This is a genomic window from Nodularia sp. LEGE 04288 (genome assembly GCF_963896525.1).
Lineage (GTDB): Bacteria > Cyanobacteriota > Cyanobacteriia > Cyanobacteriales > Nostocaceae > Nodularia.
This window is the reverse complement of record NZ_CAWQOY010000077.1, coordinates 33,349-60,041: the sequence shown is the minus strand read 5'-3', so window position 1 is coordinate 60,041 and position 26,693 is coordinate 33,349. Positions and strand designations below refer to the sequence as shown.

Sequence of the window (26,693 nt, the reverse complement as noted above, 5' to 3'; positions counted from 1 at the left end):
AATTTGTCTGTAATCAATAATTAGGCAGATTAAATCAAGGTCTATGTCACTGCAATAGTTAGCAGTAAGATTTGTTTAGTTTCTCCTAAACATTTTAATCAGCTTGCGTGAAAATTTACTCAACCAGGGGATGGCAATTTTATGACAAAGCCTCAGCTTTCTATCATTATCCCCATGAGGGGAGGTGTTCAAAACTCCTGGCTACAAGAACTGTTAAAAATCCGAGGTAATGCTGAATTTATTTTGGTTTATCCACCTCATGTCCCTTTTATACCGATTACTGAGCCTCGTTTACGCCAAATTACAAGTCCTTTGCAGGGAGAAGTCATTCAAAGAGTTACAGCTTTGCTAAATGCAGCAGGTGAATATGTTCTTTCCATTAACTGTGATGAGTATCTTCATCCGAATATTGTAGAAATTGCCGAAGATTATTTTAGTAACTTTCCTGATAGTTATTTTTTTAGATTAAAACAAGTAGATTTTCCCTTTGGTGAAGTACTCGTTGATCAGCCCTGGGCTTCCCTGAATAATATTAAAGATATCGAAATAAACAAACCTAATACAGAAAAAACGTACTCTCAATCAGAAAAGGAATATACGATGCGAGAGATTCCCATTGTTCCTTTAAATAATAAACCGGACTTTCTGGGATTTTTTACAGGACGTAAAGATCATTTAGGCGGCCATCAAGAAAACTTTGACAAAAAAGTCTGGAAAAATGAATTAGTTCAGGAAACGCTAAAAGGTATTGTCCCCACTTTTACTATCTTTGGTCCATTGAAATATATTCCCTTTTGGACAGCCGATAGATTAATGGGATTATCTGTACAGGCAAAATTTTTTGAGCCTGGGAAAATAGCAGGTCATTGGCTATCATCTCCAGAACAACTTCGCACTGAAAACAATCCTCCAAACTACCCCAGAAAAAATCGCCGTTACGTATTATCTGAGTTGTCAATACTCAGGCAATTCCCAGGTTTTGGTTATATCTGGAACTTGGTAGTATTTGATAAAGGAGGCATTTTTATGATTTGGTATCCTAGAGATACACTTAAAAGTCTTGCTGAAAAACTAGGTCTCAATAAACCTAATGTTTCCCAGTAAATAGCGATGAGACTTTGACCTCATGGAGAATAAGACCCACACACTACCATCAGTGTGTCTATTTCCACGATTTCAGAACAGCCTTAAAGATATAATGTAAAAGAACATTGTCCATGTATGTCAGTGAACAGCAAACAGCGAATACTATCTCTAGTTTAGTGAAAAGTTATCAAGTAATTAAACCGATAACTATTCGTTGTTCACTGACAACTGATCCCCTTACACCATAAGCGGTAGATATTCATTGTGTTTGTCCTCAGCGGTTACGAATACCTTCTAGGCTTCTTCATCATCTGTAGCCTAGTTCCTGCCCTTGCACTTTCAGCCTCCAAGCTCCTGCGACCCAGAGGTAACAGCCTAGAACGGCTCACTACATACGAATCTGGCATGGAACCAATTGGGGGAGCCTGGATTCAGTTCAATATTCGCTACTATATGTTTGCTCTCGTCTTCGTCGTCTTTGATGTGGAGACTGTATTCTTGTACCCTTGGGCAGTGGCCTTCCACCGTCTGGGGCTTTTGGCATTCATTGAAGCCTTAGTTTTCATTGCAATTCTTGTAGTTGCCCTAGTCTACGCATGGCGTAAAGGAGCGTTGGAATGGTCTTGAATTCAAATTTAACAACCTCAGACAAAGAGCAAATCATCAACCCGGTGGAACGTCCCGCCATCACTCAGGATTTATCAGAAAACGTTATCCTGACCACAGTTGACGACCTCTATAACTGGGCGAGGCTTTCGAGTTTGTGGCCTTTGTTGTTTGGTACAGCTTGCTGCTTTATTGAGTTTGCCGCTTTAATCGGCTCCCGGTTTGATTTTGACCGTTTCGGTCTCATTCCCCGTTCTAGCCCCCGTCAAGCCGATTTAATTATTACAGCAGGGACAATTACCATGAAGATGGCACCTCAATTGGTGCGTCTTTATGAACAAATGCCGGAACCAAAGTATGTGATCGCTATGGGTGCTTGTACAATCACTGGTGGGATGTTTAGCATGGATTCTCCCACGGCTGTACGTGGAGTTGATAAACTGATTCCTGTAGATGTTTACTTGCCTGGTTGTCCCCCCCGTCCAGAAGCGATTATCGACGCAATTATTAAATTGCGGAAAAAGATAGCTAATGATTCTATGCAGGAACGGGGTCAACTGAAGCAAACCCACCGTTTCTACAGTACAACTCACAATCTCAAGCCTACGGAGCAAATTTTAACTGGTAAATATTTGCAGTCAGAAACTCGCTACACACCACCGAAAGAATTGACAGAAGCGATTGGTCTGCCAGTTCCACCTGCGCTGCTGACAGCAAAGACACAAGAGAAGGAGCAAAACCGTGGCTGAAGAAGATTCCCAACCAGTACCAGCAGCAGAAGAGTCTCTGGTTAAAGCCGGACCGATTTCCCAATGGTTAACGGAAAATGGTTTTGATCATGAGTCTTTGGCACCTGATAAGCTTGGGGTAGAAATCATTAAGGTGGAGTCAGATTTCTTGCTCCCTATCTCTACCGCCCTTTATGCTTACGGGTTTAATTATCTTCAGTTTCAATCTGGGATTGACCTTGGCCCAGGAGAGGATTTGGTCAGTGTCTATCACTTGATTAAAGTCGGTGATGATGCTGTTAAACCTGAAGAAATTCGGGTGAAGGTGTTCTTACCTCGTGAAAATCCCAGCGTGCCTTCAGTTTACTGGATCTGGAAAACCGCAGACTGGCAAGAACGCGAAACTTACGATATGTTTGGCATTGTCTACGAAGGTCACCCGAATCTCAAGCGGATTTTGATGCCGGAAGATTGGGTGGGTTGGCCTTTGCGGAAGGATTATATCTCGCCTGATTTCTACGAGTTGCAAGATGCTTATTAGGTAGCGCTGAGTTTCAGCAGTGAGAATTTTGGTCAACTCACCTTAACCCCTTTCCGATATCGGAGAGGGGTAATGTTTTTTCAAGCCAAGGTTCGCTGAGGCAGAGTAATAAGAATAATGGTGGGTTACGCTGCGCTAACCCACCCTACAATTTTTGGGTAATTTATTTTTTGGGTTTTCCTTTATCCAATAATTTCAGGCTGTGGTTGTGGCAATAAACGCTTCACACTTTGCTGAACAAATCCTGGCAAAAAACCCATCTGCTGGTTGCGCTGAAAGACGTTTTGCAAAGTTTGCCGCAATTTCTCCAAATTTAAGGCTTTTCCCGAATCTAGGGCTATTTCCTGCTGTTCAAAATATTCCACTAAACTTAACCCGGCTACCCTGGTAAGATAAGCTGCACTGACACCCTGCACTACTCCACCAGCAACAAAGGTGACAGCGTTACTTTTCAAAACGATGCTCACAGCTTTTGTGGAAAGTTCCACTAAACCCAGTTTCAGCATCAAACTTCCCATTGTTCCGGCGACAGTTTGCGCTTGTTCCCAAGAAAACTTCTGCTGATAAATATTACCTAAATCCATGACCATCTGAGCATTAATTGCCGCAGTGGCGAGAATATCCAGCGCTGGGACTGGGTTGGCAAAGGCAGCAGCCGCAGTTATCCATTGATATTGTTCAATAATTGGGGTGGTGCGATCGCGTCTAGTTTCATTTAGCCAGTTTTTCGCTTCGGCTTTCAACACTTTGGCTGTTCTCAAAGTAGTTGTCCACACCAGTTGCTGTCCTTGCTGTGCCAGAACTTCAGTTAATTTGTGTGTTAACTGCTGGATATCTGGTGCTGGTTGTTCCATCCATTCGTGGACATCACCATCAGCTTCATGCTTCCGGACTTTAATCGCAATGGGAGAAGCCGCCGTTGCAACTACATTTTCCGGGATTCGCTGTTTTAATGACAGCAAAACACTAGCACGTTCATCGGCTAAATACTGGTCTTGTTTGTTGAAAATTAAAATAGCAGGCTGATTTGCGGCTTTTAATTGCTGTAAGCTTTGAAATTCCGAGTCTGTCAAATCACCGTTGGTCAGGAACAGAACAAAATCAGATTCTTGAACTACTGCTAAAACAGCTGCATCTGAATTGTCAGCCGATTCTCGAAACAAAGGTGGTGTTTCCCAAAAACTGACTTTTGGCTGTGGTTTTTGCCAAATGCTAGATTCCAGGACTTGAATTAAAGTGCTTTTACCCACAGATTTACCACCAGTCACAGCCAATTTAATTTCTTGCCTGTCTAATTCCAGCAGCAATTGGGCAACTTGTGATTGTAATGTCTCTAAGGCTATGTGGTTTTCTGCTTCTATTGCCAGTTGGTTAATTACGGTTTGAGTTGTAGCGATCGCACTTTCCACCATTGCTCGATCTACAACAATACCATCTAGCTGCTCTAAACTATCTTTCGGGCGATTTTTCTGGAATAACCACAAACCACCACCCACAGCCAAGGCACTAAATAAACCAAATTCACTCAGCTGCACTATGGAATCATGCCAGCTTTGTAATATCCACAGGGAAAAGGATAGTCCCAATCCTCCCACCAAAATCGGTCGCTGCAACTTCACAACCATGATTCTCCGCGCTTTTTGTCAAGTTCCTCTTTTAGAATAGATCAAAATAAAACAAAACCCCGAACTTTTAACAGTTCAGGGTTTTATCTGATCTTTTATTTGGTGGCGGGAAGTGGATTTGAACCACTGACCTTCGGGTTATGAGCCCGACGAGCTACCAGACTGCTCTATCCCGCGTCGTCGCCTCTTGACTTCTATAGTATAACCACAAAGTCACAAATTTGGCAACTATAAAAGTGATAATTCTCCAATTACTTCTAAACGCTTGTATTTTCCCAAGGTCATAAACTGCTCACAGAGGCTGTCGGCGGCGCTGGGACTAATCCAACCCATCTGTTGGAGCAAGTGGATCGCCACGGCATATTTTGCGCGTTTGGCTCCATCCATGACTTTAATCGTCAATCCCATACCTTCACCGAGTCGGCCAATACATTGCACTCCTTCGGCACCAGATTTACTTACGAGTTCCCCTGGAGCTAAACGCATCAGTTCTGTGTCAAATTCCCCAACTCCTGCCACCATAGCTGCATGATGAGTCATGGCACGGACAATCCGCTCCATATCCACATTGGTACTAGAGGCTAAGAGCGCATACAAAGATGCCATTTGACTGATTTGCATCAGATAAGTGGGTGCGCCGCAGTCGTCGTGAGCGCTGAGAAATTCCTCGGCGGGCATTCGCAATAATTCTGCGACTTTGCCCAAAATCAACTGCTGTACTGGATGCTTGCGATCCAAGTAGTTGTTTAAAGGCCAATGTCGTTGTTGACAAACAGCTAACATTCCGGCGTGTTTACCAGAGCAATTATATTCCAGGGGGCTTTTTTTCCCTTCTGGAATCGGACATTGGAGTGCGGTCGGGTCAAGGTCAGCCCGCCAAAGAATATTAAATGCTTGTCTTACCTGTTCGATTGTGCCTTTGTGGGAACTGGTAATAATGGCTAAATCGCGATCGCTCAGATGATAGCGTTCCAGTGTGCCTGTGGTGGTGACAGCCAGTGCCTGAAATGGTTTAAGTGCTGAACGCACAAATGCCGCAGTTTCAGAGTTGCCGGCAACGGATAGCACCCGTCCTCGTTCGTCGCAGACAACAGCCTGGACTATATGCCTGGATTCAATAATTCCTTGCCGCAACAAGCGGACTTCTAGGGCTGTGGCTTGAGTTCGTTTTCCCATTGTCATGGGTTAATATTTATTACCTTTTTTTATTAATTTAATTTCTAGTCATTGGGAATTAGTAGCTGATCACTAATCGCCAATGACTAATGACGATTTACGACAATTGCCAAACTATAGTACCAATAAGAAACATTCCCGCCAAGCCAGCAGAGGTAAATTTTAACCTCTGGAGAATCGGTTTGATTTCGTATGACACAATCAGGCGATCGCGCGCGATCACTTCCTGCGGTTTCGTCCACGTTTGACCGTCGTACCACCCTGACTCTTCATAAAATACGGTGGGATTGTAGAGGCGATCGCGTACATATAGCCAGCCCAAGAACAACCGTACTAGTACCAAAATTACCCCTACACTCGCGACCGCTGCACCACAGAGGGTAAAGTGGACGAGTTGCTTGTGTGGGGGAAAACTAGCTGCTGCTATGGGACCCGCTACCAGCCACGACAAACTCCAAATCCAAAGCATTTTTGTGATGTACTCTCGCCAATTTAAGATGCAATCACAAAATAGCCAGGATGTTTTTAACTCTTCGTATTCATTGAGCGGTTGTTGGTCTGTCGGAACTGGACAATGGTCAACCGAAGGCCTGATCATTTTGGCTTACCCCCGCCCTCATCAGAATTTGCCAGAGAAATGCGTTCTGCATGAACCCAGAATGCTTCTAAATTATAAAATTCTCTTTCTGTTGGCATCATGATGTGAACAATCACTTCGCCATAATCTAGCAGTACCCAACTACCATCGGCTTTTCCTTCGGTTTGAAAGGGTCGTCGTTGCCAATCTATTTGTACCTTAGCTTCAATTGATTCGGCGATCGCCCTGACTTGCACCCTAGAGTAGCCGGTCATGATCACAAAGTAATCTGCCAGATAAGATACATCTGCTACCCTCAGCACTAAGATGTCATCCGCTTTGCGGTCTGAAGCTGCTTCGGCTACAGTCAAAGCTAAATAATCACTCACCTCTTTGGTTTTAGCCTCTAGTCCTCTGAGTGCATTTTTGATCTCCGAGACAGACTGTAATGGGAAATTTCCTTGGAAATAATCAGACATTAAACCTCAGGTGTTTTATCCCTTGTGTGACAATTTTCCCCAATCACTGGCTTGCAAACCCAAAAATTGAATCGCAAGTGTATGTGTTGGTTTTTTTGAATACTAACAAAAAAACAGCTGTCTATGGGGTGGGATCAAAAGTAATAACGGATAATATATTTGCTGAGACATTCCTCTATCCCAGCCGCCTCATCCTAAATATTCATATTTGAGACTCTCCGGCCTCAAGGCTAGGAGATGCTGAAGACTTATCAGTCTGATGATTCCACAGATAATTTTGGAGAACAGTAGCATTCAGGACCTATTGGTCATACTTCCTGCTTTGTCACTACTTGAGACTCCATTCCTTGACGATTTGCGATCACTGAATAAAATAAATCTTCATATTGATTTAAGGCTTGCTCAAAGGCATACTGCTCCATAGCATAATGACGACTATGAACACCTAAATCTTTGACTTTTTCGGGGTGCTTGTACAAGTCTAAAATAGCTGCTGATAAAGCATTAGAGTCTTCTGGACTCACAATAACTCCCCCACCACTTTGTCTGACAGCTTTTGCGGCTGTGCCATTTTCGGGTACAGATGCAACCAATGCCCGACCACTGGCAAGTAGCAATTGAATTTTCGATGGCATATTGAAAGACACCACATTTTTCTTCTGCACTACCAAACCAACATCTGCTGCTGCTAACATTTCTGGCAACTGTTTGCGCGGTTGAAGTGGCAACAGCAAGACGTTATCTGCGCCGCAGTTTAAACAATACTTTTGTAATCGCTGCAAACCTTTAGCTTCACCCACAATCACAAAGGCGATATCTGGAACGTGGCGCAATTCAGAAGCTGCTTTCACAACTGTTTCTAAGCCTTGTGTCAGTCCAATGTTCCCAGAATATAGCACGACAAATTTGCCATTCAGATTATGTGCCGCCCGAAAAGGATTATTTTTTTTGGCAGAGGGGCGAATAAAATTCACATCAACCCAGTTAGGAATTTGCTCGATTTTCTCAGGTGCTACACCCTTAGATATCAAATTTTCGACAAATCCATCGGCAATCACGCTAATTTTTGAGGCTGTGTGATAAGCAAATTTTTCTAATGCGGCAAATATTTTGATCAGTAATTTATTAGTGACCACAAAACTAGCATCGAACAATATTCGATCTAAGAGTTTGGGTTGTGGACGAATCCATATATAACTGCGTTGGATTTGAACATTGTTTTTGTATTCATTCAAATACCACTTACCCTGGTAATCCTTGTAAACTTGACGTTCAGGATAGTTGGGCATAGCGGTGATCACGCGCACTTGATGCCCACGCTTGGCCAGTCCCTCGGCTAATTCTGTCATCAGTGGGGCGATGCCAATTGGTTCTGGATAGTAGTTATAGGAGTAAATTAAAATACGCATAAAAATTTATTCAGAAGTCTCCTGGGTCTTGCGGTTAATGAGAATACTCGTGGGAAATAGTAATTTTCTCACTTTGATGCTGCTATATTTAATTCTCTCTTCAGAGTTTCTCTAATAACAGGGGTTTTCATTGAAGATTCAGTAAATTTTGTATCAGCTACTTAAGTACCATCAATAGTTGTGTTTTTTGTTGCTTCAGACCTGGTATAGAATGTATGCTTTCGCTGTTTGTGGCAGTTTTTGTCTAAGTATTATACTTGCTAATGATGTGTCAAATACATTTTGAGCAATAATTCACAGAAATTTATGAGGAGTATAAAAATATAGTGTATGCTTTTAACCTGATTTTTATTGCTATGTTGAACATCCAAAAAATTTCTGTTAATGAAGGAGTTACGAACATTCTTGCTCTAAGGTCTGGAAATTGCATAGGTAAATTTTAGAATCAGTAAGTATATACGTATAATTTTAGTTAAGTTGGCATAAATTTACGACTTGATCTGAAGTATAATAAGTCCTGCGGCGAGACTAGGGCTGTTTTTATTAATGGTGTATTTTCCTCGGTTGCAGGATAGATGGCAAAAAGCTATGAAGTTTTTGTAAACAATACGGATGGCGTTAAACAAAGCTGCGGCGATCGCTTTTAGCGGGCGCTCCGCGCCATCGCCGCAGGCGGGGCTTAGTCCATCGCTCCACAGAGATCCACGGCAATACCACCACGATCATGAGTTGCAATTGCCAAGGGGAAGTTTTCCCAAGGAGTGAGGCAAATCATCACTGAAATAGCTATACTGCAAAGTGATACCCTCACTATATACTGAAGTTTTCTAGGGCTGGATTTTATGACATCCTATGCAACCTCCTTTGCCAAGGCGGAAATGAGTGAACTCCGGCGGTTAAAAGGCTTATTACCGCCAGAATTGCAGAGCTGGGTCACGGTTGAAGGTACGACCGAGGTTAATCCACCTATGATCCGTTGCGAAGAAATTGGTAAAGACCAAGTAGAAATTCAAATTGACTTGGTGAAATGGGATGCTCTGGCAATGGATCAGCGTAATCTGCTGTTCTGGCATGAAGTTGCTCGCATTCAAAATGATACTATTCCCAAAGATGGCTGGGAAATGGCAGCATTGGCCATTGGTTTAGGTGGTGCTGTCGGCGAATTGTGGGTACAGGATGGATTATTGCTGGTATTAGCTTTGGCTTTATGTGGTGTTTCTGGTTGGCGATTGTATCAAAAGAATAATGGAGAAAAGCAAATCAGAGAATTGCTAGTGGCTGATGAGAAAGCGATCGCTCTCGCAACTCGCTTTGGTTATAGTCTCCCTAACGCCTATAAGAGTCTGGGTAGTGCCTTAAAAACTATGATTGATAATACACCTAGCAAACGCCAACGGTCTCGCTACGAAGCACGACTTTCTGCCCTGAAACGCAGTGCCAACAAAGCCAAAGCTAAATCTAGAACTACAGATGAAACTGGACTGTAGAATGCACTCAGTCGGTGGGGTGGGTATTTGCCACCCCCAAAAAATATTTAATTACTTTTAAACAAGTTGAGACTGTCGCTTCAGCTAGAAAGCGCTAAATCCTCGGAAAATTAGTCCAGAACTCGCTATTGGTTCTGGAAATTTTGTGGTTTCTACAAAGCCTTGCCACTGATCACCACTGGCTCAAAAGGAGTCAAGATAGGTAGGAATCAAAGGTGAAAGTCTTGTTGATTACAGTTGATTTAACATTTTATGAGTTTGAGGTATGACTCGCACCTGTGGAACAAACTGCTTCATTAAAGCTTGCCACATCAAGACTTGTTCGGGCGCAGGTGCGAGTACAGGTGTTTCAGTCAGTTGTTGAGAGGCTGGTAAAGGTGTCACAGGTTGTAAAAAAACGGGGATATCTGGGCTGATATCTGCCACCATTACTGCTGCACGTTCCAACTCGGCGGGATCTGTATGGTCAGAAATAATTATCTTGACAAAAACTTCTAAACGTGCTTCTAAACATAATTGTAAAAAGTTTGTATGTTCTTGCCAGAGGCTTTCACCACTCACACTAGGTAGTTTTAAATCCATGCCCACAGAGTCGAGATAGGGTAAAATCATTGCCAGCTGTTCTGGGCGATGTCCGCCGGATTCTAGATATATGGGTAAGTTGGTAAGCGATCGCACTTGGGGCAGAAATTCCTTTAAGAAAGCTGCATGAAGAAGGGGTTCGCCGCCAGTTAAGCTAATGCTATCGTGTAGACAAGGTAGATTTTGCCTTTCAACCCATTGGATTAAGATGGGTAGTGGGACAGGATTAGAGTGGATTTCAAAGTCGCGCAATCCAGGCGATCGCTCTATCCGACAAGTAGCCGGTGCATCCCAAGTGTGGGCGCTATCGCAAAAGTGGCAGCGCAAGTCACAAAAGGCGAAACGAATAAAAAGTTGACGTGTCCCGACATTCAGTCCTTCCCCTTGAATAGCAGAAAAGACCTCAATCAGGCGTGCTGTAGGTTGAACCGTAGTTTTAACAGTCATGGGATAGTAGCAACGCGATCGCGCTGCCTCGGCACAAAAAAGGGGGTATTTTTTTACTTCTTGTTCTATTGTGAATCGTCGCTGGCAATCTCCGCTCCTATCCTCAATAACTAACTATTAGTGTTTATGCCTACTCAGGAACTGTCACCTCAGTCAGAAGTTAAGTAAATTCCCAGAATAAAATAATTTTTTGCAGTTTAAATTCACATGGCAACGAAAGTGCAGAGCTTCATGACTAGCCAACCCATACAGGAAGACTTTCCAGTCACTTCCTTCCAGGAAACTGTAATAGTACAGGTATCAGCCCGCTTAAGCGTGCTTGAGGCAGTAAGTTTTAAGCAGACCTGCCAAGATTTAACTCAAGAAAATACACCTCCCAAGCAAATTATTATTGATTTTCACCAAACTACTTTTATGGATAGTAGTGGTTTGGGTTCCCTGGTAAGTAATTTTAAAAATGCCCAGGAAAAAGGCATTGCCTTGATTTTGCGGAATGTTACCCCTCAAGTGATGGCAGTGCTAAACCTTACAGGATTAGATGAAGTTTTCCCTATTGAGTCTAGCAGCGAAAGGTCGCCAAGAGAAACTAACAAACCTATAGATATCCAAAAAAGTAATTCTCGCAAAGTAGAGCAACTACCAACCACTCATTCCTCTGTAGCATCTTGGATGAAACGGTTGATAGACATTGTGGGCGCAATCGTAGGTTTGGTAATTACAGGATTTTTATTGATTCCCATTGTGGTGGCTATCCAAATTGATGATCCTGGTCCCATTTTCTTTGGTCAAATTCGCTGTGGTTGGATGGGAAAACGGTTTAAGATTTGGAAATTTCGTTCTATGTGTGTCGATGCAGAAGCGAAAAAATCCCAAGTAAAAAATCAAGTCCAAGGTGCTTTTTTCAAGAACGAAAAAGATCCCAGAGTGACCAGGGTAGGGCGGTTTTTGCGCCGAACCAGCTTGGATGAATTACCACAATTTTGGAACGTCCTCAAAGGAGATATGAGCTTAGTGGGTACTAGACCACCCACCCCTGATGAAGTCGAACGCTATGAAGTACCGGAATGGCAACGTTTAGACGTTAAACCCGGTATGACTGGAGAATGGCAAGTCAATGGCCGGTCTAAGGTACGCTGTTTTGAAGATGTAATTCGCCTAGATTTGGAGTATCAAAAAAATTGGAGTTTACTATATGATTTGAAATTAATTTGCAAAACTGTAGCAATTCTATTTCATAAAAATAGTGGTGCTGTTTAGTTCATTAGTTTAATTTCTAATTTGTTAGTACACTGCCGTCTAATTTTATCTTTGGCAATGCCTAAGCTTTCTATAAGTTTGGGTATTGCTTTTTTAGGCTTAATTTATGAAGGCATTATTGTGAAAACAAAAGCACTAAAATTATAACATTTATTAGTCATAATGATATTTACAGGACAAAATAATTAATAAATTTGCTTCTACTTTGTAAACTAATCGATGTTCATCTGAAATACGCCTTGACCAGTAACCTTGTAGTTTATATTTCAAAGCTTCTGGCTTGCCTATTCCTGAAAAAGCATCTCTTTGTATATATTTAATTAATCCCAATATTTTTTTAGAAGTTATTTTATCTTATGAAGTAATCCTAAATGTTTCTTAATTTTCCCCAATTCGAGCTTATTAATAGCACCATAATATAATTCAGCTTGAGTAATGGCACTAACAGCTAATTGATTTATCCCAATACAACGAAGCTCATAGATAACCCTAGAGTCATTCTTATAAAACTCTATAAGAATATTTGTATCACATAAAATCATTTAACATTTTCTCGCCATGCTTCTTGACGAATCGACTCAATAGTAACATTTCTATTTTCCCACAGCCCCGCCAAAGAAAAAAAATCTGGCTCATCATCAGATATAGTCGCCTTATCTTCCATTACTTCTACAGAGTTAACAAAATCTAAACTAGAAAGAATCTTCGATAGCATCTCTGCTTTTTCCTTATCAGCCACTCGGACTATTAATTGTTCCATAGCATAATGACTCTTAATATTCATCTTTTCTTTAGTTTAACTATATCTGATTGGTCTGATATTTGAGCGATGCCTTTGGCAAGCGTAGCGATCGCACTTTTTAACGTTCGCGTAGCGCATACCACAGAGGCGTAGACAACAAAAAGAAAGGCGCTAGTTTAGTAGAGATATTAGAACTTTAATTGGGAATACTGAGTAAAGTGCGTATATTTGCGGCTTTTATCGACAAAGCAGCTTTTCACGGGACATCGCGCTGCTGAGGGTTTACCAACGAATAAAAAATTATGAGTTTAGCACTTACAGTAACTTTTGCGCTTGCAGATTGGATTGCGAAAGGCTTGGCGGATGGAACTTTTGAAAGAGTCGGCGGTGTAATTCGAGAAGTAGGGAACAAACAAGTCGTCACCTGGTTACGTGAATATGGATCAAATAGTTCTCTAGTACCAACGTCGAGTGGTTCGCCTCAGAATTTACTAAACCTTGTAGTTTCAGGGGCAAATCTGCTGACTTCAGGAGCTAATACTGCTGTGACTACAAAAGGATTTGCTGATGTCAACCAGCGTTTGGGGGGAGTTGAACAAGCAAGTTTGGGAAATCTCGCTGTCTCAGGTGCTGGCTTGGTAGCAGGAGTTGCTAATGCAGCTATTTCAGGAAAAGGATTCGCTGATGTTAATGGGCGTTTAGGTAGTATTGAAACTCAAATAGGGGATATTGGACAGAATATACTGCGAAATCAAGGAATTTTGCAGATAACTACTGCTGCGAGTGTACTTAATCTTGGTGTCTCAGTGATGGGTTTTGCCGTCATTGCACAACGTCTCCAGGAAATAGAACAACAACTAAAACAAGCACAAGAACTATTAAATAAAATTAATCGCAAAATAGACCTTAGTTTCTATGCTAACTTCCATGCTGGAATCGAATTAGCAGTTAATGCCTTCACTATGACTAAACCTGAAAATCGTAGAAGTAGCGCCCTCCAAGCGATTAACCGATTTTTAGAAGCGGAACATATTTACAAAGATTTGACAGTTAATGAACTTTCCCAGAAAAGCCCAATGATTGACAAATATATCATGACGTTATGTTTAGCGTATATAGCAGAAGCACGTTGTCATTTAGAACTAAAAGAACATGAAACAGCAATTCGTCGTTTTCAGGAAGGGACAAAATTTATTAGATTGCTGCTCAATAAATATATTGAAATCATGCTTACTTCTAATCCAGCAGCATATTTACATCCTCAGTTTAAAGGTCAGATTGATTTGCGTAAACTAACCAAAATTTACCAATGGATTGATCCGAATTTCAATGAAAATACAGTTTTTGAGATGCACCGAGAGAATATATTAAAACTGGCTCAAAATCATGATGAGTGGCTCTCATCCCTTCCATCAGCAATTGTAGATCGTAGTGAAATTAAATGGGGATTATTTGGAGGTAATCCAACTCCATTAACAGGGAGATTTGAAAAAGAAGCTTACAAACGTCTTCCCCAAGTATTTGAAATAATGGAATCGATGATTGAAACCAGTCGTCGATTTGAATCTTTCCAGACAGAAATACAAGCCTTATCCCAACTAGGAATCAGCTTCCATGACTGGCTTAAATTAACTCCATCTACAGAAATTAAACCAGACGGTGCAGAATTAATGTACATCATTCCCTCTCAACCCCTAAGCTTACAATCTGCTATTTGAATTAATTTCCCTCTCTTCCTCTGCGTCCTCTGCGCCTCTGCGGTTAGTAAAAAAGGCGAACATTGGTTCGCCTAATCATCATAGTGTTATGGTGTTCATTGATTCAAGCCCAAACTTTAAATCTTCGCTTCTTCCTTCACCAACTTATCCCAACCCATATCCTGCAAATTATTATTCCGACGTAACGGACGAGTCACCAATTCCAGAATGTCACGGGTATTAGTAAAACCGTGAATTTGAGCAAAAGTGAACTCCACAGACCACTTCGTATTAATACCGCGTGCTTCCAATGGATTAGCATGAGCCATACCAGTAATTACCAAATCTGGCTTCGATGCATAAATCCGTTGCAGTTGATTGTAATTATCCGGCTTCTCCACAATTCTGGGTAGAGGTACACCCATCTCCTGACAAGTCTTTTCTAACAGCGCCAACTCAGCAGCTTGATAGCGCTTATCCATGTAGGGAATGCCGATTTCTTGAACTGTCATCCCACAGCGTACCAAGAACCGCGCTTGGGAGATTTCCAGCAAGTTATCACCCATGAAGAAGACAGACTTACCGCGAATCAGTTTGACGTAATCTTCCACACTTTCCCAAATTTGCGCCTCACGCTCATCCAAACCTTTGGGAGTAATACCGAACACAGAGCAGATTTTCTCTACCCAGGCGCGAGTCCCATCAGGGCCAATGGGGAAAGGTGCGCCAATCAGTTTACACTTGCGGCGACGCATTAAAGTAGTCGCAGTCCGACTGAGGAAAGGATTGACACCAGCGACATAATACCCTTCTTCAATGACTGGCAATTCAGTGAAGCGCTTTGCAGGTAGCCAGCCGGAAACTCTAATTCCTTGTTTCTTCAGTTCTAAAGTTAACTGTGTCACAACAGGATCAGGAAGAGAACCGAAGAGAACTAGAGGTGGATGATCCACATACTCAGATTCATCTTTGATAACTTCTTCTTTCTTTTTGCCGAAATTCAGCAGCTTTTGAATAGCATTGCGATCGCTCTTTTCCGTTTCTGTTTCCGCCGCCGGAGCATGAGTAGGACAACGATGAGCCATTGCAGCCAACACAGTGTCTTCCCCCTGGGTAAAGGCGTAATCTAGACCATTTGCACGGGCGACAACGATAGGAATCCCAATATCTGATTCTAACTTCGGTGCTAGACCTTCCAAATCAGTTTTAATAATTTCTGTAGTGCAAGTACCAATCCAGACAATCACACTAGGGTTGCGATCGCGTTTAATTTGCAAACACAACCGCTTCAACTCTTCATAATCATTCAGCTGTGCCGAAATATCTCCCTCTTCCAACTCTGCCATTGCATAGCGAGGTTCAGCAAAAATCATTACCCCCATCGCGTTTTGCAGGAAATACCCACAAGTCTTCGTACCAATTACCAAAAAGAAGCTATCTTCGATTTTTTGGTATAACCACGCTACACAGCTGATTGGGCAGAAGGTGTGGTAATTCCCAGTTTCACACTCAAAGTTTAAAGCTTCTGGTTGTTGAGCGACAGTCATTTTAATTTTTCTCCCCTTGATATTTAATAGCAGGTGAATATAGGGCAGGTATGAGGGGGAGATGATCTTTCCCCCTGAATACCGTAGTTTGTGGCATATAGTGCCAGTTAGCAGTCCCTATATTCAACAGGAACGGCAATAATTAAGCATTGGGGAAGAGACGGGCAATTTCTGATTCATCAAAAACTCCTGATGGCAGTTCTTCCCCTAATAAATCGTTATTTTCTTCTCTCTTGTGCAGTGCTGTTTCCTCACTCCAGACATCTGACAATACGTCTCTAAAGGCGTTCTCGTCTGATGTATTCAGATCATCTAGCATTTGATCATCCAGCATTCCTTCAGACCCAGTGGGTGCATCAAAAGAAATCTCACCAAAATCATCTACTTCCGTACCTAGTCCTTCACTGAACTCATCACCCAGATCATTTTCGCTGGACTGGGCTTCGCCGACTACTAGACTTTGCAGATCAGAATCCATCTCAAAGCCATTGGAATAAGACATAGCCAGAGCTTCATCTTCAGTGTTTTCATCCACAGTCACAGCTGACTCGTAGTGATTGATCTCTTCTGCTGCTGCTATTTCGGCTGGAGGAATAAAACGGTTACCCAGAGCAATATCTGGGTCAAAATGCAAATCCAGCACTTCAATCAGGGTATCAGCGTCAGGATTCAGCCGGGAAAAGGGCATCATTAACTGTGCCAGTTTTGGTTCTAGCGCATTGACAACGCCCAGGATGAGGTATGAAGGTGGTCGTTTTCCGCCATCAGGAGTGTAAACCGACTCTGCTGTCATGTGCAGGGTAATCCATTCCCGGTTGGCCTGAAAGAATTGCAACCACTTCTGTCTTATTGAATCTGTAAAGCTATTAAAGAAAGCCATATTTTTCCTCATCCTGAATATTGATGTTGTTATACAATCATCAAGTCTAGTGCCTCTTCGGATTTAGGAACCTGGGGTTTACCCGGATTTAGATAAAAATCAGACAACAAAGAGAATAATTCCCGGTCTGGAGTATCGTTTGGTACCACACCCTCTGGACGCGCCAGAATTTGGTCAGCAATATTGAGGTAATAATCGCAAACGTAGTTCAGAGAAGGGTCTTGTTCTGCCATTTCAAACAAAGTTTTACCCTTGACACGGGAAACACGGATGTCTTCAATTAAAGGTAAGACTTCCAGAACTGGCATAGGAACAGTTTCTATATATTTATCTATCAAGTCCCGCTTGGACGTGCGGTTGCCAATTAAACCAGCTAAACGCAGTGGGTGAGTTCGGGCTTTTTCACGTACTGATGCCGCAATCCGATTAGCTGCAAACAAGGCATCAAAGCCATTGTCAGTCACAATCATGCAATAATCAGCATAGTTGAGTGGGGCGGCGAAACCACCACAAACAACGTCACCTAGCACATCAAACAAAATAATATCGTACTCATCAAAAGCGTTGAGTTCTTTCAGTAATTTTACGGTTTCGCCTACTACGTAGCCCCCACATCCTGCACCCGCTGGTGGTCCACCGGCTTCTACGCAATCTACACCGCCATAGCCTTTATAAATTACATCTTCTGGCCAAACATCTTCGTAGTGGTAGTCCTTTTCTTGGAGGGTGTCGATAATAGTGGGAATCAAAAACCCTGTGAGAGTAAAGGTACTGTCGTGTTTGGGGTCACAACCGATTTGCAGAACTTTCTTGCCGCGTTTGGCTAGGGCGACGGATATATTACAGCTAGTTGTGGATTTACCAATACCACCTTTTCCGTAAACTGCTAGTTTCACTGTTGTTTGCCTCTAATAATTTGTTGTCAAACTCGTGGCTCAAGCTTTTGCCTTCACCTAGCCGCGGATAGCGATGTTTGAGCTGTGTGATTGTCATTATTGTCGAAATTACACAGAAAAGAAAGGGGTGGTAAATATGAAAAACGAAACTATTGATTTTCTTAAGGATTATCAAAGATTAATTTCGAGTTTTAGCTACATAGAATCCCGTTATTTAGTTAAATAAATTCACAAAATAAATTTTTTATTAACTTATTTAGTAAATTAGTTACAAAAGACAAAAAAATCTATGTACTTTTGTATATAGTTTTTATTGATTTAAACTAGCTTCAAGCAAGCTGAACGCCAGAAAAATGGGCTAATTTTGCAAATTTAAGAGACAAATTCGCTATCCACTGCTAAAAATACGACTGTAATTTGCCATAGACAGGTATATTGTCCAACGCAAGTCACCACCAAGACTATCTGAGTTATACTTTTGAGTCCTGATAAATTTGTTTGTAATAAATTATTAATTTTCCAAAATTGCCTTATATTTCAGATTCTAGTGCCGCAAATTCCTGTAGCGATTGCCAGCCAGCTTGCCACTGAGAGTTATCTTGTAACAATTTAGCATTTAACCAAAAGCGGACACTAGGGTCACAAGCAGCCACCATTTCGGCATACACCCACTTACTCTGATTTTTCCGGTTGACCACTTGGAAGTGCCGCCAGCCGTCTATTTTTGTCTGTGTTGTCCATTTAGAACCAACTAGGTGAGGAAATTTTTGTTTTTTAGGCATTGATCATCAGAAGTAGTCATTTTTCCGCGGGGGGAGTGTCACACCAATTGTAATTTATCTGAATCACTCGGTTTTGCATGGCTTGGATAAATAAATCTGTTGGTAGTGCTTCTTCCACAGGTGAAACACCTGGTTTTTTCAGTTTGTTCTCTAATAAAAGTTGGGCAATGCTACCTGTCCCACAGCCAGCAGCTACGGCTGTATTTTCATGCACTAGAGTGGAACAATAAACGGCTATTTCACCATTTTTTTTACCTATAACTTCTGAACGCACCGCTACCCCAATTCCACTGAAATTATTGGTGAAATCTGTCATCAAATGACTGACGCGCGACAAAAATTCAATCATGTAACGACGCTGCATTAACCATTTAGGAAATATATGCGCGGTCATCCAAGTGAGGTGATTATAAAAGTCAGGAATAGAACCAAATTTGGTAACTACAGTTTTAACTGATGGAAAGGCGTGGGGCATAGTAAAGGTTTCTGGCATATCAAACCAGTAAACGCCACTGCGTCCATAGGGAGAGGGAAAATCAACGACTTCTCTTTGACTATAAGGCTGGATTTTTTGCCATTTGTTATCTATCCAAGCTTCAAAAGGATATTGCAGTCCTAAAAAAGTTGTCCGCATCACTGTAATTCCCGCACCACCAGAACCAGAGACTAAATAACTTAAATGTATTTTTTCTGGCTGATCAAATTGTTCGACACACTGACGCGCCATGCTGTTAGAAATTCCGGGGAAAATTCCAGTATTAATAATTGCTGTCACGCCAGCAGCAACAGCTTGTTCGTGATAATTTAGAGCCTTGTTAGTATAAGAACGATGGTCACTGACATCTATGTAGTTAACGCCTTGTTCGATACAAATTTTGAGAACATTAGCATCTCGGTAGTGAAATGGCCCGGCACAATGGATAACTAAATTGGAATTAGCGATCGCTTTTCTCAATTTATCCACTTCTGCCAAGTCCAACACCAAAAACTCCACATTCTTCCCCAAAGACAAGCTGACGCTGCTTGATGTCTCTGGCGAACGTCCTGTAATGGTAATTTGTGCCTGTGTGTGGGTGGCTAAATCCGCTGCAACATTGCTACCGATCCGCCCTCTTCCACCAAGTATCAAAATGCGGTCTGTCATTACTCCAGTATAGGCAACACCAACTCTTATTTGAGCAGCTTTTTGTCCTATTTGTCATCGGTTACAAGTATGACTCGCCGAAAAACCACAGCAAAAAGTAGTTTTTGAAGTGAATGGGCTGAATTTTTCGGTAAATTTAGGAGATTTTCTAATTAAACTGATATATTTTACCGAAGAATTTTTGTGCGTGTTCGTAACTTATTTAGGATTGCAATAGTCCAGCTCTTTATTTTTATAAAATAATTATATTTATTTGCATAAATAAAGTTAAATCATCAAACATATTGGTATTTTTCATTACTTTGATGTTTAACATCATCTTATTCTTTAGACAGACGTTTGGGAAATTTAACAGAATTAATCTTGAAAAATAAATGCACAAACCAAATTCAGTGTTTCTGACTGAATAAGAGTTAATTACAGTTAAAAATTCTGCGGGATTTTGTGCAATTTATATCAAATTCCTTGACAATCTAAAAGATTGGCTGCTGTAATCTCAGGAAATACCAATGAAAGTCAACAAGAATACAAGTTTTTTCAAAATACTTGCTAGCCTTGTGGGAATCGCTAGTGTGAGTGCTTTGATCAGTGTCCCAGCATTCGCATTAACCAATTTAACTAGGTCTACAACTGGTACTATAAACTCCCAAGTACCACCCACCGATGGGGAAACCGAAACCCCACCAGTTGGTACTGATACCCCGCCAGTTGATACTGATACCCCACCAGTTGATACTGATACCCCGCCAGTTGATACTGATACCCCGCCAGGTGAGCCAGTTCCTGGACAATAGTAATAGTAAAGTATTCAGAGCCGCAGTATGTATTTGCTATAGCGGTATGCACTTGAATGGAGTACATTATAGTCCCCTCATCGCTTGCGGGTGGGGTTCTTGTATCTCACTCAACCGAGAACCGCTATATTTGAGTTTATTAGTATATGCTGTGGCTCCTAAACAAGAGTTTTTTGCCTCAAATCATGGGTCTGACTTAGTTTCAGTAAATCATGAAAATATGAATAATAAAAGTAATAAATATAGCGATTCCCACCTCAATAGATACTACAAGAATTAATCAACCACCGATCAACACAGATAAATTCGTACCTCAGCAGACGAGGAAAAGCTATAGGAATCCGGTTTGATTTATGAAAAAATTAAGTATTGTAGGGTGCGTTAGGATGAAGTCCGTAACGCACCATTATTAAGGCTTTGGTGCGTTACGCTACCGCTAACACACCCTACGTGTCTGTTCAAAAATCAAATAGTAGTCCTATATATGACATAAGTAAAAGTATAGGAAAGTGAACCAAATGAATTTATGGCATGGAAATTTGGCAAAAAAATTTATTCATCTGATGGGAATTGTGGGAGTTATTACTGCGATACCGATCGCCGGAGGCGGGGCTTTGCCCATCGCGATGACTGGCTATGCTCAAATTAATCAAAGGGCAGTCGCACAAACGACACCCCATATATCGACAACTTTGGGAGCTAAGGACTCACAAAATAGCCTGAGTGGGGTTGACAGATTATATCTGCAAGAAGCCGCGCAAGCGGGAATGGCAGAAGTGGAAATGGCAAAACTGGCACTAGAAAAGTCAGACAACCAAAACATCAAACAATATGCCCAGCAAATGATTCAGGATCATACGCCTTTGAATCAGGAATTAATGCAATTGGCTCAACAAAAGGGAATTACTCTAGCAACCAATATTGGCCCCAAATATCAAGCCTTAAAAGCTCAACTATCAGAACTTTCTGGCAAAAATTTTGACCAAGCATATACAAATGAAGCTGGGATTAACGGACACATGGAAAATTTAGTTATCCATACTCGTCAGTTACAGCTAGGTCAAGACCCTGACTTGCAAGCTTTTGCTGTGAAAAATCTCCCCATTGTAGATGCACACTTGCAATTGGTTGATATGCTGTTAATGCCACCCACTCAGCCATAAAAAACAGTTATTTATTCAGACTATTTATCACACAAATGAAAAAAAATGATCTAGAATACTACGATTTAAAAGCAGATAATTGGTGGAGAGAAGGTGAAGTTTTAAATTTATCTCACCACTTGAATAAGTTTAGAATTGATTTTTTTTCAAGTTATATTTCTAGATGGCAAGGAATTAAAGTTTTAGATATTGGTTGTGGGGGTGGATTAGCATCTGAAACTTTAGCTAAACAAGAGGCTAGTGTCTCTGGGATTGATTTATCTTTGCCATCAATTAAAGTCGCTCAAGCGCACTCTAAAGAAAATAACTTAAACATTGATTATCATTGGGGAATTGCTGAAAATCTGCCTTTTGCTAACAACAAGTTTGATGCTGTTTTGTGTTGTGATGTTTTGGAACACGTCACCGATTGGCGTAAAGTTATTGCGGAAGTTCATAGAGTGTTAAAGACAAATGGTTTGTTTTTCTTTGACACAATTAATAGAACTTTTAAATCCAAATTGATTATGATTTGGCTTTTGGAGGATATTCTCAAGCAAATACCACCAGGTCTTCACGACTGGAATAAGTTTATTAAACCCGCAGAATTAACTGATGTCATGGAAAAGAATGGCTTAAGTAATGTTGTGATTAAAGGATTTGACTTGACAGGAGGGATGAATTTCCAAACATTTACAAATATCCTGTTTAAAGGTTTAAATTATAAAAATCAAGGCAAAAAATCAGAACTATTTCCCATCAAAATCAATGAAAATACTTCAGTTTGGTATCTTGGTAAGGCTGTGAAGCTTTAAAATCTACATATATCTGGTTAATTGAACTCGGTAACGTTCTTTTTTAGTAACGGCAATTTCCCCTACTTCTAAACGTCCTTTACCCCGAATAGCGATTAAGTCCCCTGATTTCACTTGAGAACTAGCTTGACTAACGTCTTTCCAATTGACGCGGACATCACCACTTTCAATAAAGTTAACCATTTTGCTGCGGGACATCCCAAAACCAGCCGATGCGATCGCATCTAACCGCAAAGAGGCTTCGACTGTCGTTAATTCCTTTTTCTTTGGTTCCCTAACTTTTAATTCGTTGATATCAATGCGCTGAGTTTTCACCGGTACAGATCGCACCTGTTGCAGACTCATTTCTAAAAATTCCGCCAACTCCGGCGCAACAATGGCTTGCGCTCCCCGTTCTCCGAGAACAATAATGTCTCCTGTCTTTTCACGGACGATTCCTGTCCCCAGCATTGCGCCCAAAAAGTCGCGGTGAGAGGCGGTATCAAAGAGAAAATTACCAGCAAATTCTAGGGCGACAAGGGAGACTTGAGATTGATCTAGGGGAAGTTCAGAACGAGCGATCGCAATTTTTTGGCGTTCTGCTTGGGGATAGCCGCCCCAGGCTACTAATTGCACGTCTGTTAACCGACTGAATACCCTGTTAATTTCTGCCAATTCCGGCGGAGACAAAAAATCAGTCAAAACTACTTCCCAAGTTTTAATTGCTTGTTCTGCCTGATCAATCACACGAGCTACACTATCTCGATTTTCAACACCCTTTAAAAGTTCTTCTCTTGGTAACATGATCCCAATGTTGAGTTATTTTTTAAACTTTGAGTTCAAAATTACTAACCTATGCTGAAATTTTGAATTTCTATGTGTTTGTTGAATCAGCATAACCCTGGATATTTTCTGGCTCAAATTTCCGTAATATCCGGGTGACTTGCCGACTAATCGCTTCCGAAACCTGAACGACAACTATGTATTTACCCATATCTAGGCGATTGCGGTAGGGTAAAGCATCACCACCGCCCAGGACTAAACCAACACCACCACCAACAAACACACTACCCATAGCGCCACCACCAGCGCCCAGCAGTCCGCCAATGATGTGATTCCCAATTTCCCCCGCCCAAGCAAAGGTATTTAAACCTGTAGCCAGGCTGAAAGCACAACCTGCAAAAAAGCCGAATGGTATCAACCAGTATGACATCAGCTTGGCTTGCTTTTTGGCTTGCTCCTTGGGATCAACCAAGCCAAATTCATCAGCAGTTTTATAACCCCTACCCAGGATAGTGCTTTTGATGCCTTCTGCTTCTAGAGCTAAGTAAGCGCCTTCGGCTTGGATACGGTCTGGTAATACAGCAACAACGTAATTCATTGATTTAATAATAATTGTTTGATAAAAGTTCTTGATTAACAGCTTATCAGTGCTAATGGAATCAATTTTGTGTCTAATTCAGAGATTCAGAAATAGACAGGGTAGAAGACACAAAACGTTTGTAGTATGGGAAATGTAGAATTGTGTTTGGCATTTCCCTATTATCTCATTTTCTGGGAGCAGATATCACTGGAGCGCATCCATTGGCTCACAAAAATCCTTCACACCTTGCTTGAGAATATATATGAGAACTGGCGTAGCCAAAATCTGAGGAAATGTCGGCATGGTTTTGAGACGTTCCATGATCCCTCCCAGAGAGTTACTGAGCAAATCTTCGCGGTATTCTTGTTCACAAATAACCGCACGCCATTTTCTGGCCATAGCATCCAACCACTCAGAATTAGTCATACCTGGTTCTTGTCCCGCCCGAATAGCCAGAGTCATGGCTGCATCTTCCAAATCTCCATCACAATCCTCTATCAAATCCAGCGCTTCCATAGCCTCAGAATCATCAGCTAATTGAGAACGAAACAAGGCAATTTCCTGTGATGTAACTGTAGTCATAGAGTTTTTACAATCCAAATATTGCAATACTCAGCTATGGTAGTCCAATTTTGATGATTGATTTCTACAAGCCACACTCTTGTGACTTCTAGTCATGAGTTAGGCGTGACCACTCCTGAAACCCTGACCAATGAGCAATGACAAATGACGACCCTAGCTAGTTAACTTTATTTCCACCGACCTACTTAAAAGCATCTATTTTCTTGACGTGCTTTAAGTTTCATCATAATCTCTGCGTGCATCTCACGAGTAATTGGGTAAAAATACGTGAGGAATAAACCACAAATTAAGCAAATTGTCGGTAATGGGCCAACAGCGATGCGGATGGCTGTTAGGGCTGATTCGGGTTGTATGGGTGTAGTTTGTCCTGCTAAGGTTGCTTGGAAACCGGCGGCTTGCAAAGCGTTTCCGACTAAAAATATTCCTAAAGCTAAACCTAACTTTTGCAGCAAAACCATAAAGCCATAAAAAATCCCTTCTCGGCGCTGTCCAGTGTTGAGTTCATCTAAGTCAATCACATCTGGAATCATTGACCAAGGAACGAGATAAGCTGTGGACACGCCAACACCAGCCATCACAGCCATGACATACATCAAACCGATTTGATTAGGCTGTAAAAAAAACAGTCCTCCGGCGGCGATAATCCATAAACTCATCCCCAGAAAATAAACCACTTTTTTGCCGATTTTCTTGCTCAAAGCACTCCAAACAAATAACATCAGCAAGGCTGTTCCTTGAACTGCAATCATCACCGTGGGGACATCTGCATCCTTCAAACCCATACAGTTGACGACAAAATAAGGAATAGTGGTGGCTGTCACTTGCACTCCTAACCAAGAAAAAAGATATATACCAATCACAAATAGAAAAGGTCGATTGCTAAAGACAATTTTTAGTTGTTCAAAGAAGGATATCGATGCAGGTTGTTCGGCTTGGGTACGTTTGGCTTCAAAAGCTAAGACGCGATCGCGCACTCCAAAAATACACACATATAAGGACAAAACCGAAATTACCGCACAAATTGCGGCTAATACGAGATATTGTTGTTCGCGATCGCTAATTGTCGAAAAAATAATTTGCGCTAAAATCAACGATAAAATACTACCACCAATGGAAAAAGCGAAGCGAAAGCTATTCAGGCTAGTACGTTCATCATAATCTTGAGTTAGTTCTGGAGTCATTGCCGTATAAGGCAAATTCACAACAGTGTAAAACACCTGAGATAGTAACCCAATGACGACATAATACCAAAACAATGGCCAAATATTACTACTTGGGTCGGCACTAAAACGTGGTATGATCCACTGCAAAAAATAGATAATGCCAAAAGGAACTGCTCCGTAAAGCATCCAAGGCAAACGACGACCCCAGCGACTAGATTTAGTTCTATCTGACAACACCCCGATCATTGGATCGTTGATGGCATCCCAAATTTTACCAATCATTAAAATACTACCAGCTAAACCAGCCGGAATCCCCGCCACATTGGTAAAGAAAACCAGCAGAAAAAATATGGAAATATTGGCAGTAATTGCTGGGCCTAAATCTCCTGCGCCATAAGCTAGTTTGGTTTTCAAATCCAGTTTGGGATTTTCCGGATTCATTCGGGCAAACTCATCAACAGAATCGTTCATGCTCGTACTAAAATCAAAAGTTTGTAGTTGTTTAAGTATCACCTAAAAAGCACTTGATTTATGCCAGACCTTTACGTTTCTTGGTCAGATTATCACCAAAAAATCGAACACTTAGCGGCTCAGGTATATCAATCAGGCTGGGAGTTCAACCAGATTGTTTGTCTCGCTAGAGGAGGACTGCGAGTGGGAGATATTATTTCCCGTATATATCAGCAGCCGTTGGCAATTTTAGCAACATCTTCTTACAGTGGACCCGGTAAGCAAGAAAGAGGCAATTTAATCTTTTCTCGCCACTTAACAATGACAACAGAAAAGTTAGGTTCCCACATTCTCCTCGTTGATGACTTGGTAGATTCTGGAATCACACTTGAGCAAACTATACCTTGGCTCAAGGAAAGTAGTAATTTCGCTGTGGCAGAAATTCGCACGGCTGTACTGTGGTATAAAGCCTGTTCTAAGATCAAACCTGATTATTATGTCGATTATCTGCCAGATAATCCCTGGATTCATCAACCCTTTGAACATTATGAAAATATGAATCCCGCAGAACTAAGGGACTTCCAATTAAAAAAATATCCCATTGCTGAGGTAGGCAGGGGAGCAGGCTTGCCGTGAGCGTAGCCGAATGGGAGCAGGGAGCAGGGGGGATAAAGAACAAAGATGGTCTGATGAAATGGGGCAATTTATTTTCTGGAA

The 26,693-nt window shown here is 41.5% G+C and carries 29 protein-coding genes and 1 tRNA gene; 11 read left to right on the top strand and 19 right to left on the bottom strand.

The features are described from left to right. Positions 1–243 precede the first annotated feature (243 nt). From AACX33_RS05640 to AACX33_RS05625, 4 genes are all read left to right on the top strand, one after another. On the top strand, positions 244–1,104 hold the full coding sequence (locus AACX33_RS05640) for a hypothetical protein (RefSeq protein ID WP_227788873.1): 861 nt from the start codon (positions 244–246) through the stop codon (positions 1,102–1,104). 246 nt (positions 1,105–1,350) lie between these two features. Further along, on the top strand, positions 1,351–1,713 hold the full coding sequence (ndhC, locus tag AACX33_RS05635; RefSeq protein ID WP_194000801.1) for a photosynthetic/respiratory NAD(P)H-quinone oxidoreductase subunit C: 363 nt from the start codon (positions 1,351–1,353) through the stop codon (positions 1,711–1,713). Continuing rightward, positions 1,704–2,441, top strand: coding sequence for a photosynthetic/respiratory NAD(P)H-quinone oxidoreductase subunit K (gene ndhK, locus AACX33_RS05630; protein WP_194000803.1), 738 nt, complete (start codon positions 1,704–1,706; stop codon positions 2,439–2,441). The genes ndhC and ndhK overlap by 10 nt, the downstream gene beginning before the upstream one ends. Beyond that, the gene (locus AACX33_RS05625; RefSeq protein WP_194000805.1) at positions 2,434–2,961 is read left to right on the top strand and encodes an NAD(P)H-quinone oxidoreductase subunit J; all 528 of its coding nucleotides are present in this window, start codon (positions 2,434–2,436) and stop codon (positions 2,959–2,961) included. The genes ndhK and AACX33_RS05625 overlap by 8 nt, the downstream gene beginning before the upstream one ends. A gap of 182 nt (positions 2,962–3,143) precedes the next feature. On the opposite strand, the gene AACX33_RS05620 is transcribed toward AACX33_RS05625, so the two are convergent. From AACX33_RS05620 to AACX33_RS05595, 6 genes are all read right to left on the bottom strand, one after another. Further along, entirely contained in the window at positions 3,144–4,586 is a 1,443-nt protein-coding gene (locus tag AACX33_RS05620; protein WP_194000807.1) for a YcjF family protein, read from the bottom strand. Positions 4,587–4,686: 100 nt separating this feature from the next. Further along, positions 4,687–4,763: transfer RNA gene (locus AACX33_RS05615), tRNA-Met, on the bottom strand. 51 nt (positions 4,764–4,814) lie between these two features. Further along, the gene (locus AACX33_RS05610) at positions 4,815–5,768 is read right to left on the bottom strand and encodes an asparaginase (protein ID WP_194000809.1); all 954 of its coding nucleotides are present in this window, start codon (positions 5,766–5,768) and stop codon (positions 4,815–4,817) included. A 91-nt stretch (positions 5,769–5,859) separates the two neighbouring features. Further along, a complete protein-coding gene (locus AACX33_RS05605) occupies positions 5,860–6,360 on the bottom strand; it encodes a CGLD27 family protein (RefSeq protein WP_194000811.1) in 501 nt (166 codons plus the stop codon). Further along, on the bottom strand, positions 6,357–6,818 hold the full coding sequence (rsfS, locus tag AACX33_RS05600) for a ribosome silencing factor (protein WP_194000813.1): 462 nt from the start codon (positions 6,816–6,818) through the stop codon (positions 6,357–6,359). Before rsfS ends, AACX33_RS05605 begins: the two co-directional genes overlap by 4 nt. A gap of 308 nt (positions 6,819–7,126) precedes the next feature. Further along, the gene (locus AACX33_RS05595; protein WP_227788872.1) at positions 7,127–8,227 is read right to left on the bottom strand and encodes a glycosyltransferase; all 1,101 of its coding nucleotides are present in this window, start codon (positions 8,225–8,227) and stop codon (positions 7,127–7,129) included. Positions 8,228–9,069: 842 nt separating this feature from the next. Between AACX33_RS05595 and AACX33_RS05590 the strand changes: the two genes are divergently transcribed. Further along, positions 9,070–9,714: a DUF3318 domain-containing protein gene (locus AACX33_RS05590; protein WP_194000817.1), complete on the top strand. Its 645-nt coding sequence runs from the start codon at positions 9,070–9,072 to the stop codon at positions 9,712–9,714. A gap of 231 nt (positions 9,715–9,945) precedes the next feature. Here the strand turns inward: AACX33_RS05590 and AACX33_RS05585 are convergent, their stop codons facing one another. Then, on the bottom strand, positions 9,946–10,743 hold the full coding sequence (locus AACX33_RS05585; RefSeq protein ID WP_194000819.1) for a 7-carboxy-7-deazaguanine synthase QueE: 798 nt from the start codon (positions 10,741–10,743) through the stop codon (positions 9,946–9,948). Positions 10,744–10,950: 207 nt separating this feature from the next. On the opposite strand from AACX33_RS05585, the gene AACX33_RS05580 reads away from it, so the two are divergent. After that, positions 10,951–12,000: an anti-sigma factor antagonist gene (locus AACX33_RS05580; protein ID WP_194000821.1), complete on the top strand. Its 1,050-nt coding sequence runs from the start codon at positions 10,951–10,953 to the stop codon at positions 11,998–12,000. A 153-nt stretch (positions 12,001–12,153) separates the two neighbouring features. Here AACX33_RS05580 and AACX33_RS05575 read toward each other — a convergent pair whose 3' ends face one another. The 3 genes from AACX33_RS05575 to AACX33_RS05570 are packed head-to-tail and all read right to left on the bottom strand — an operon-like array spanning position 12,154 to position 12,784. Then, entirely contained in the window at positions 12,154–12,348 is a 195-nt protein-coding gene (locus AACX33_RS05575) for a Txe/YoeB family addiction module toxin (RefSeq protein ID WP_194001078.1), read from the bottom strand. Beyond that, complete coding sequence (locus AACX33_RS26465; RefSeq protein WP_227788870.1) at positions 12,345–12,542, bottom strand: PIN domain-containing protein; 198 nt, start codon at positions 12,540–12,542, stop codon at positions 12,345–12,347. The genes AACX33_RS05575 and AACX33_RS26465 overlap by 4 nt, the downstream gene beginning before the upstream one ends. Beyond that, positions 12,539–12,784, bottom strand: a complete 246-nt coding sequence (locus AACX33_RS05570) for a hypothetical protein (RefSeq protein WP_227788869.1) — start codon at positions 12,782–12,784, stop codon at positions 12,539–12,541. The genes AACX33_RS26465 and AACX33_RS05570 overlap by 4 nt, the downstream gene beginning before the upstream one ends. Positions 12,785–13,044: 260 nt before the next feature. Between AACX33_RS05570 and AACX33_RS05565 the strand changes: the two genes are divergently transcribed. Further along, positions 13,045–14,460 (top strand): hypothetical protein, encoded by a 1,416-nt coding sequence (locus AACX33_RS05565; RefSeq protein WP_194000823.1) that lies wholly within the window; start codon positions 13,045–13,047, stop codon positions 14,458–14,460. A 116-nt stretch (positions 14,461–14,576) separates the two neighbouring features. Here AACX33_RS05565 and AACX33_RS05560 read toward each other — a convergent pair whose 3' ends face one another. The 5 genes from AACX33_RS05560 to AACX33_RS05540 form a co-directional block, all read right to left on the bottom strand. Continuing rightward, positions 14,577–15,986, bottom strand: a complete 1,410-nt coding sequence (locus tag AACX33_RS05560; protein ID WP_194000825.1) for a ferredoxin:protochlorophyllide reductase (ATP-dependent) subunit N — start codon at positions 15,984–15,986, stop codon at positions 14,577–14,579. A 142-nt stretch (positions 15,987–16,128) separates the two neighbouring features. Further along, positions 16,129–16,866: a DUF5331 domain-containing protein gene (locus tag AACX33_RS05555; RefSeq protein WP_194000827.1), complete on the bottom strand. Its 738-nt coding sequence runs from the start codon at positions 16,864–16,866 to the stop codon at positions 16,129–16,131. Between the two features lie 29 nt (positions 16,867–16,895). Next, positions 16,896–17,762, bottom strand: coding sequence for a ferredoxin:protochlorophyllide reductase (ATP-dependent) iron-sulfur ATP-binding protein (gene bchL, locus AACX33_RS05550; protein WP_194000829.1), 867 nt, complete (start codon positions 17,760–17,762; stop codon positions 16,896–16,898). Positions 17,763–18,292: 530 nt separating this feature from the next. Continuing rightward, complete coding sequence (locus tag AACX33_RS05545; RefSeq protein ID WP_194000831.1) at positions 18,293–18,544, bottom strand: TIGR02450 family Trp-rich protein; 252 nt, start codon at positions 18,542–18,544, stop codon at positions 18,293–18,295. A gap of 16 nt (positions 18,545–18,560) precedes the next feature. Continuing rightward, complete coding sequence (locus AACX33_RS05540) at positions 18,561–19,688, bottom strand: saccharopine dehydrogenase family protein (protein ID WP_194000833.1); 1,128 nt, start codon at positions 19,686–19,688, stop codon at positions 18,561–18,563. Positions 19,689–20,197: 509 nt separating this feature from the next. Between AACX33_RS05540 and AACX33_RS05535 the strand changes: the two genes are divergently transcribed. The 3 genes from AACX33_RS05535 (at position 20,198) to ubiG (ending at position 22,439) form a co-directional block, all read left to right on the top strand. After that, on the top strand, positions 20,198–20,482 hold the full coding sequence (locus tag AACX33_RS05535; protein ID WP_194001098.1) for a hypothetical protein: 285 nt from the start codon (positions 20,198–20,200) through the stop codon (positions 20,480–20,482). 518 nt (positions 20,483–21,000) lie between these two features. Then, positions 21,001–21,645, top strand: a complete 645-nt coding sequence (locus AACX33_RS05530) for a DUF4142 domain-containing protein (RefSeq protein ID WP_227788868.1) — start codon at positions 21,001–21,003, stop codon at positions 21,643–21,645. A 35-nt stretch (positions 21,646–21,680) separates the two neighbouring features. Further along, positions 21,681–22,439, top strand: a complete 759-nt coding sequence (gene ubiG, locus AACX33_RS05525; protein ID WP_194000835.1) for a bifunctional 2-polyprenyl-6-hydroxyphenol methylase/3-demethylubiquinol 3-O-methyltransferase UbiG — start codon at positions 21,681–21,683, stop codon at positions 22,437–22,439. A gap of 3 nt (positions 22,440–22,442) precedes the next feature. Here ubiG and AACX33_RS05520 read toward each other — a convergent pair whose 3' ends face one another. From AACX33_RS05520 to AACX33_RS05505, 4 genes are all read right to left on the bottom strand, one after another. Next, positions 22,443–23,222, bottom strand: a complete 780-nt coding sequence (locus AACX33_RS05520; protein WP_194000837.1) for a photosystem II S4 domain protein — start codon at positions 23,220–23,222, stop codon at positions 22,443–22,445. 70 nt (positions 23,223–23,292) lie between these two features. Continuing rightward, on the bottom strand, positions 23,293–23,799 hold the full coding sequence (locus AACX33_RS05515; protein WP_194000839.1) for a hypothetical protein: 507 nt from the start codon (positions 23,797–23,799) through the stop codon (positions 23,293–23,295). A gap of 186 nt (positions 23,800–23,985) precedes the next feature. Continuing rightward, the gene (locus AACX33_RS05510) at positions 23,986–24,363 is read right to left on the bottom strand and encodes a hypothetical protein (RefSeq protein ID WP_194000841.1); all 378 of its coding nucleotides are present in this window, start codon (positions 24,361–24,363) and stop codon (positions 23,986–23,988) included. A gap of 185 nt (positions 24,364–24,548) precedes the next feature. After that, positions 24,549–25,997 (bottom strand): MFS transporter, encoded by a 1,449-nt coding sequence (locus AACX33_RS05505; RefSeq protein WP_194000843.1) that lies wholly within the window; start codon positions 25,995–25,997, stop codon positions 24,549–24,551. A 60-nt stretch (positions 25,998–26,057) separates the two neighbouring features. Between AACX33_RS05505 and AACX33_RS05500 the strand changes: the two genes are divergently transcribed. Next, complete coding sequence (locus AACX33_RS05500; RefSeq protein WP_194000845.1) at positions 26,058–26,612, top strand: phosphoribosyltransferase; 555 nt, start codon at positions 26,058–26,060, stop codon at positions 26,610–26,612. Positions 26,613–26,693 lie beyond the last annotated feature (81 nt).

What these genes read in the sequence shown, in the direction of transcription:
- AACX33_RS26465 (WP_227788870.1), bottom strand. Translation starts at nt 12,542, where the DNA reads ATGATTTTATGTGATACAAATATTCTTATAGAGTTTTATAAGAATGAC.
- AACX33_RS05555 (WP_194000827.1), bottom strand. Translation starts at nt 16,866, where the DNA reads ATGGCTTTCTTTAATAGCTTTACAGATTCAATAAGACAGAAGTGGTTG.
- AACX33_RS05565 (WP_194000823.1), top strand. Translation starts at nt 13,045, where the DNA reads ATGAGTTTAGCACTTACAGTAACTTTTGCGCTTGCAGATTGGATTGCG.
- ndhK (WP_194000803.1), top strand. Translation starts at nt 1,704, where the DNA reads ATGGTCTTGAATTCAAATTTAACAACCTCAGACAAAGAGCAAATCATC.
- AACX33_RS05610 (WP_194000809.1), bottom strand. Translation starts at nt 5,768, where the DNA reads ATGACAATGGGAAAACGAACTCAAGCCACAGCCCTAGAAGTCCGCTTG.
- AACX33_RS05585 (WP_194000819.1), bottom strand. Translation starts at nt 10,743, where the DNA reads ATGACTGTTAAAACTACGGTTCAACCTACAGCACGCCTGATTGAGGTC.
- AACX33_RS05620 (WP_194000807.1), bottom strand. Translation starts at nt 4,586, where the DNA reads ATGGTTGTGAAGTTGCAGCGACCGATTTTGGTGGGAGGATTGGGACTA.
- AACX33_RS05560 (WP_194000825.1), bottom strand. Translation starts at nt 15,986, where the DNA reads ATGACTGTCGCTCAACAACCAGAAGCTTTAAACTTTGAGTGTGAAACT.
- AACX33_RS05505 (WP_194000843.1), bottom strand. Translation starts at nt 25,997, where the DNA reads ATGAACGATTCTGTTGATGAGTTTGCCCGAATGAATCCGGAAAATCCC.
- AACX33_RS05545 (WP_194000831.1), bottom strand. Translation starts at nt 18,544, where the DNA reads ATGCCTAAAAAACAAAAATTTCCTCACCTAGTTGGTTCTAAATGGACA.
- AACX33_RS05570 (WP_227788869.1), bottom strand. Translation starts at nt 12,784, where the DNA reads ATGAATATTAAGAGTCATTATGCTATGGAACAATTAATAGTCCGAGTG.
- AACX33_RS05580 (WP_194000821.1), top strand. Translation starts at nt 10,951, where the DNA reads ATGGCAACGAAAGTGCAGAGCTTCATGACTAGCCAACCCATACAGGAA.
- ubiG (WP_194000835.1), top strand. Translation starts at nt 21,681, where the DNA reads ATGAAAAAAAATGATCTAGAATACTACGATTTAAAAGCAGATAATTGG.
- rsfS (WP_194000813.1), bottom strand. Translation starts at nt 6,818, where the DNA reads ATGTCTGATTATTTCCAAGGAAATTTCCCATTACAGTCTGTCTCGGAG.
- AACX33_RS05510 (WP_194000841.1), bottom strand. Translation starts at nt 24,363, where the DNA reads ATGACTACAGTTACATCACAGGAAATTGCCTTGTTTCGTTCTCAATTA.
- AACX33_RS05515 (WP_194000839.1), bottom strand. Translation starts at nt 23,799, where the DNA reads ATGAATTACGTTGTTGCTGTATTACCAGACCGTATCCAAGCCGAAGGC.
- AACX33_RS05605 (WP_194000811.1), bottom strand. Translation starts at nt 6,360, where the DNA reads ATGATCAGGCCTTCGGTTGACCATTGTCCAGTTCCGACAGACCAACAA.
- AACX33_RS05500 (WP_194000845.1), top strand. Translation starts at nt 26,058, where the DNA reads ATGCCAGACCTTTACGTTTCTTGGTCAGATTATCACCAAAAAATCGAA.
- AACX33_RS05520 (WP_194000837.1), bottom strand. Translation starts at nt 23,222, where the DNA reads ATGTTACCAAGAGAAGAACTTTTAAAGGGTGTTGAAAATCGAGATAGT.
- AACX33_RS05535 (WP_194001098.1), top strand. Translation starts at nt 20,198, where the DNA reads ATGAAAGTCAACAAGAATACAAGTTTTTTCAAAATACTTGCTAGCCTT.
- AACX33_RS05595 (WP_227788872.1), bottom strand. Translation starts at nt 8,227, where the DNA reads ATGCGTATTTTAATTTACTCCTATAACTACTATCCAGAACCAATTGGC.
- AACX33_RS05530 (WP_227788868.1), top strand. Translation starts at nt 21,001, where the DNA reads ATGAATTTATGGCATGGAAATTTGGCAAAAAAATTTATTCATCTGATG.
- AACX33_RS05590 (WP_194000817.1), top strand. Translation starts at nt 9,070, where the DNA reads ATGACATCCTATGCAACCTCCTTTGCCAAGGCGGAAATGAGTGAACTC.
- AACX33_RS05540 (WP_194000833.1), bottom strand. Translation starts at nt 19,688, where the DNA reads ATGACAGACCGCATTTTGATACTTGGTGGAAGAGGGCGGATCGGTAGC.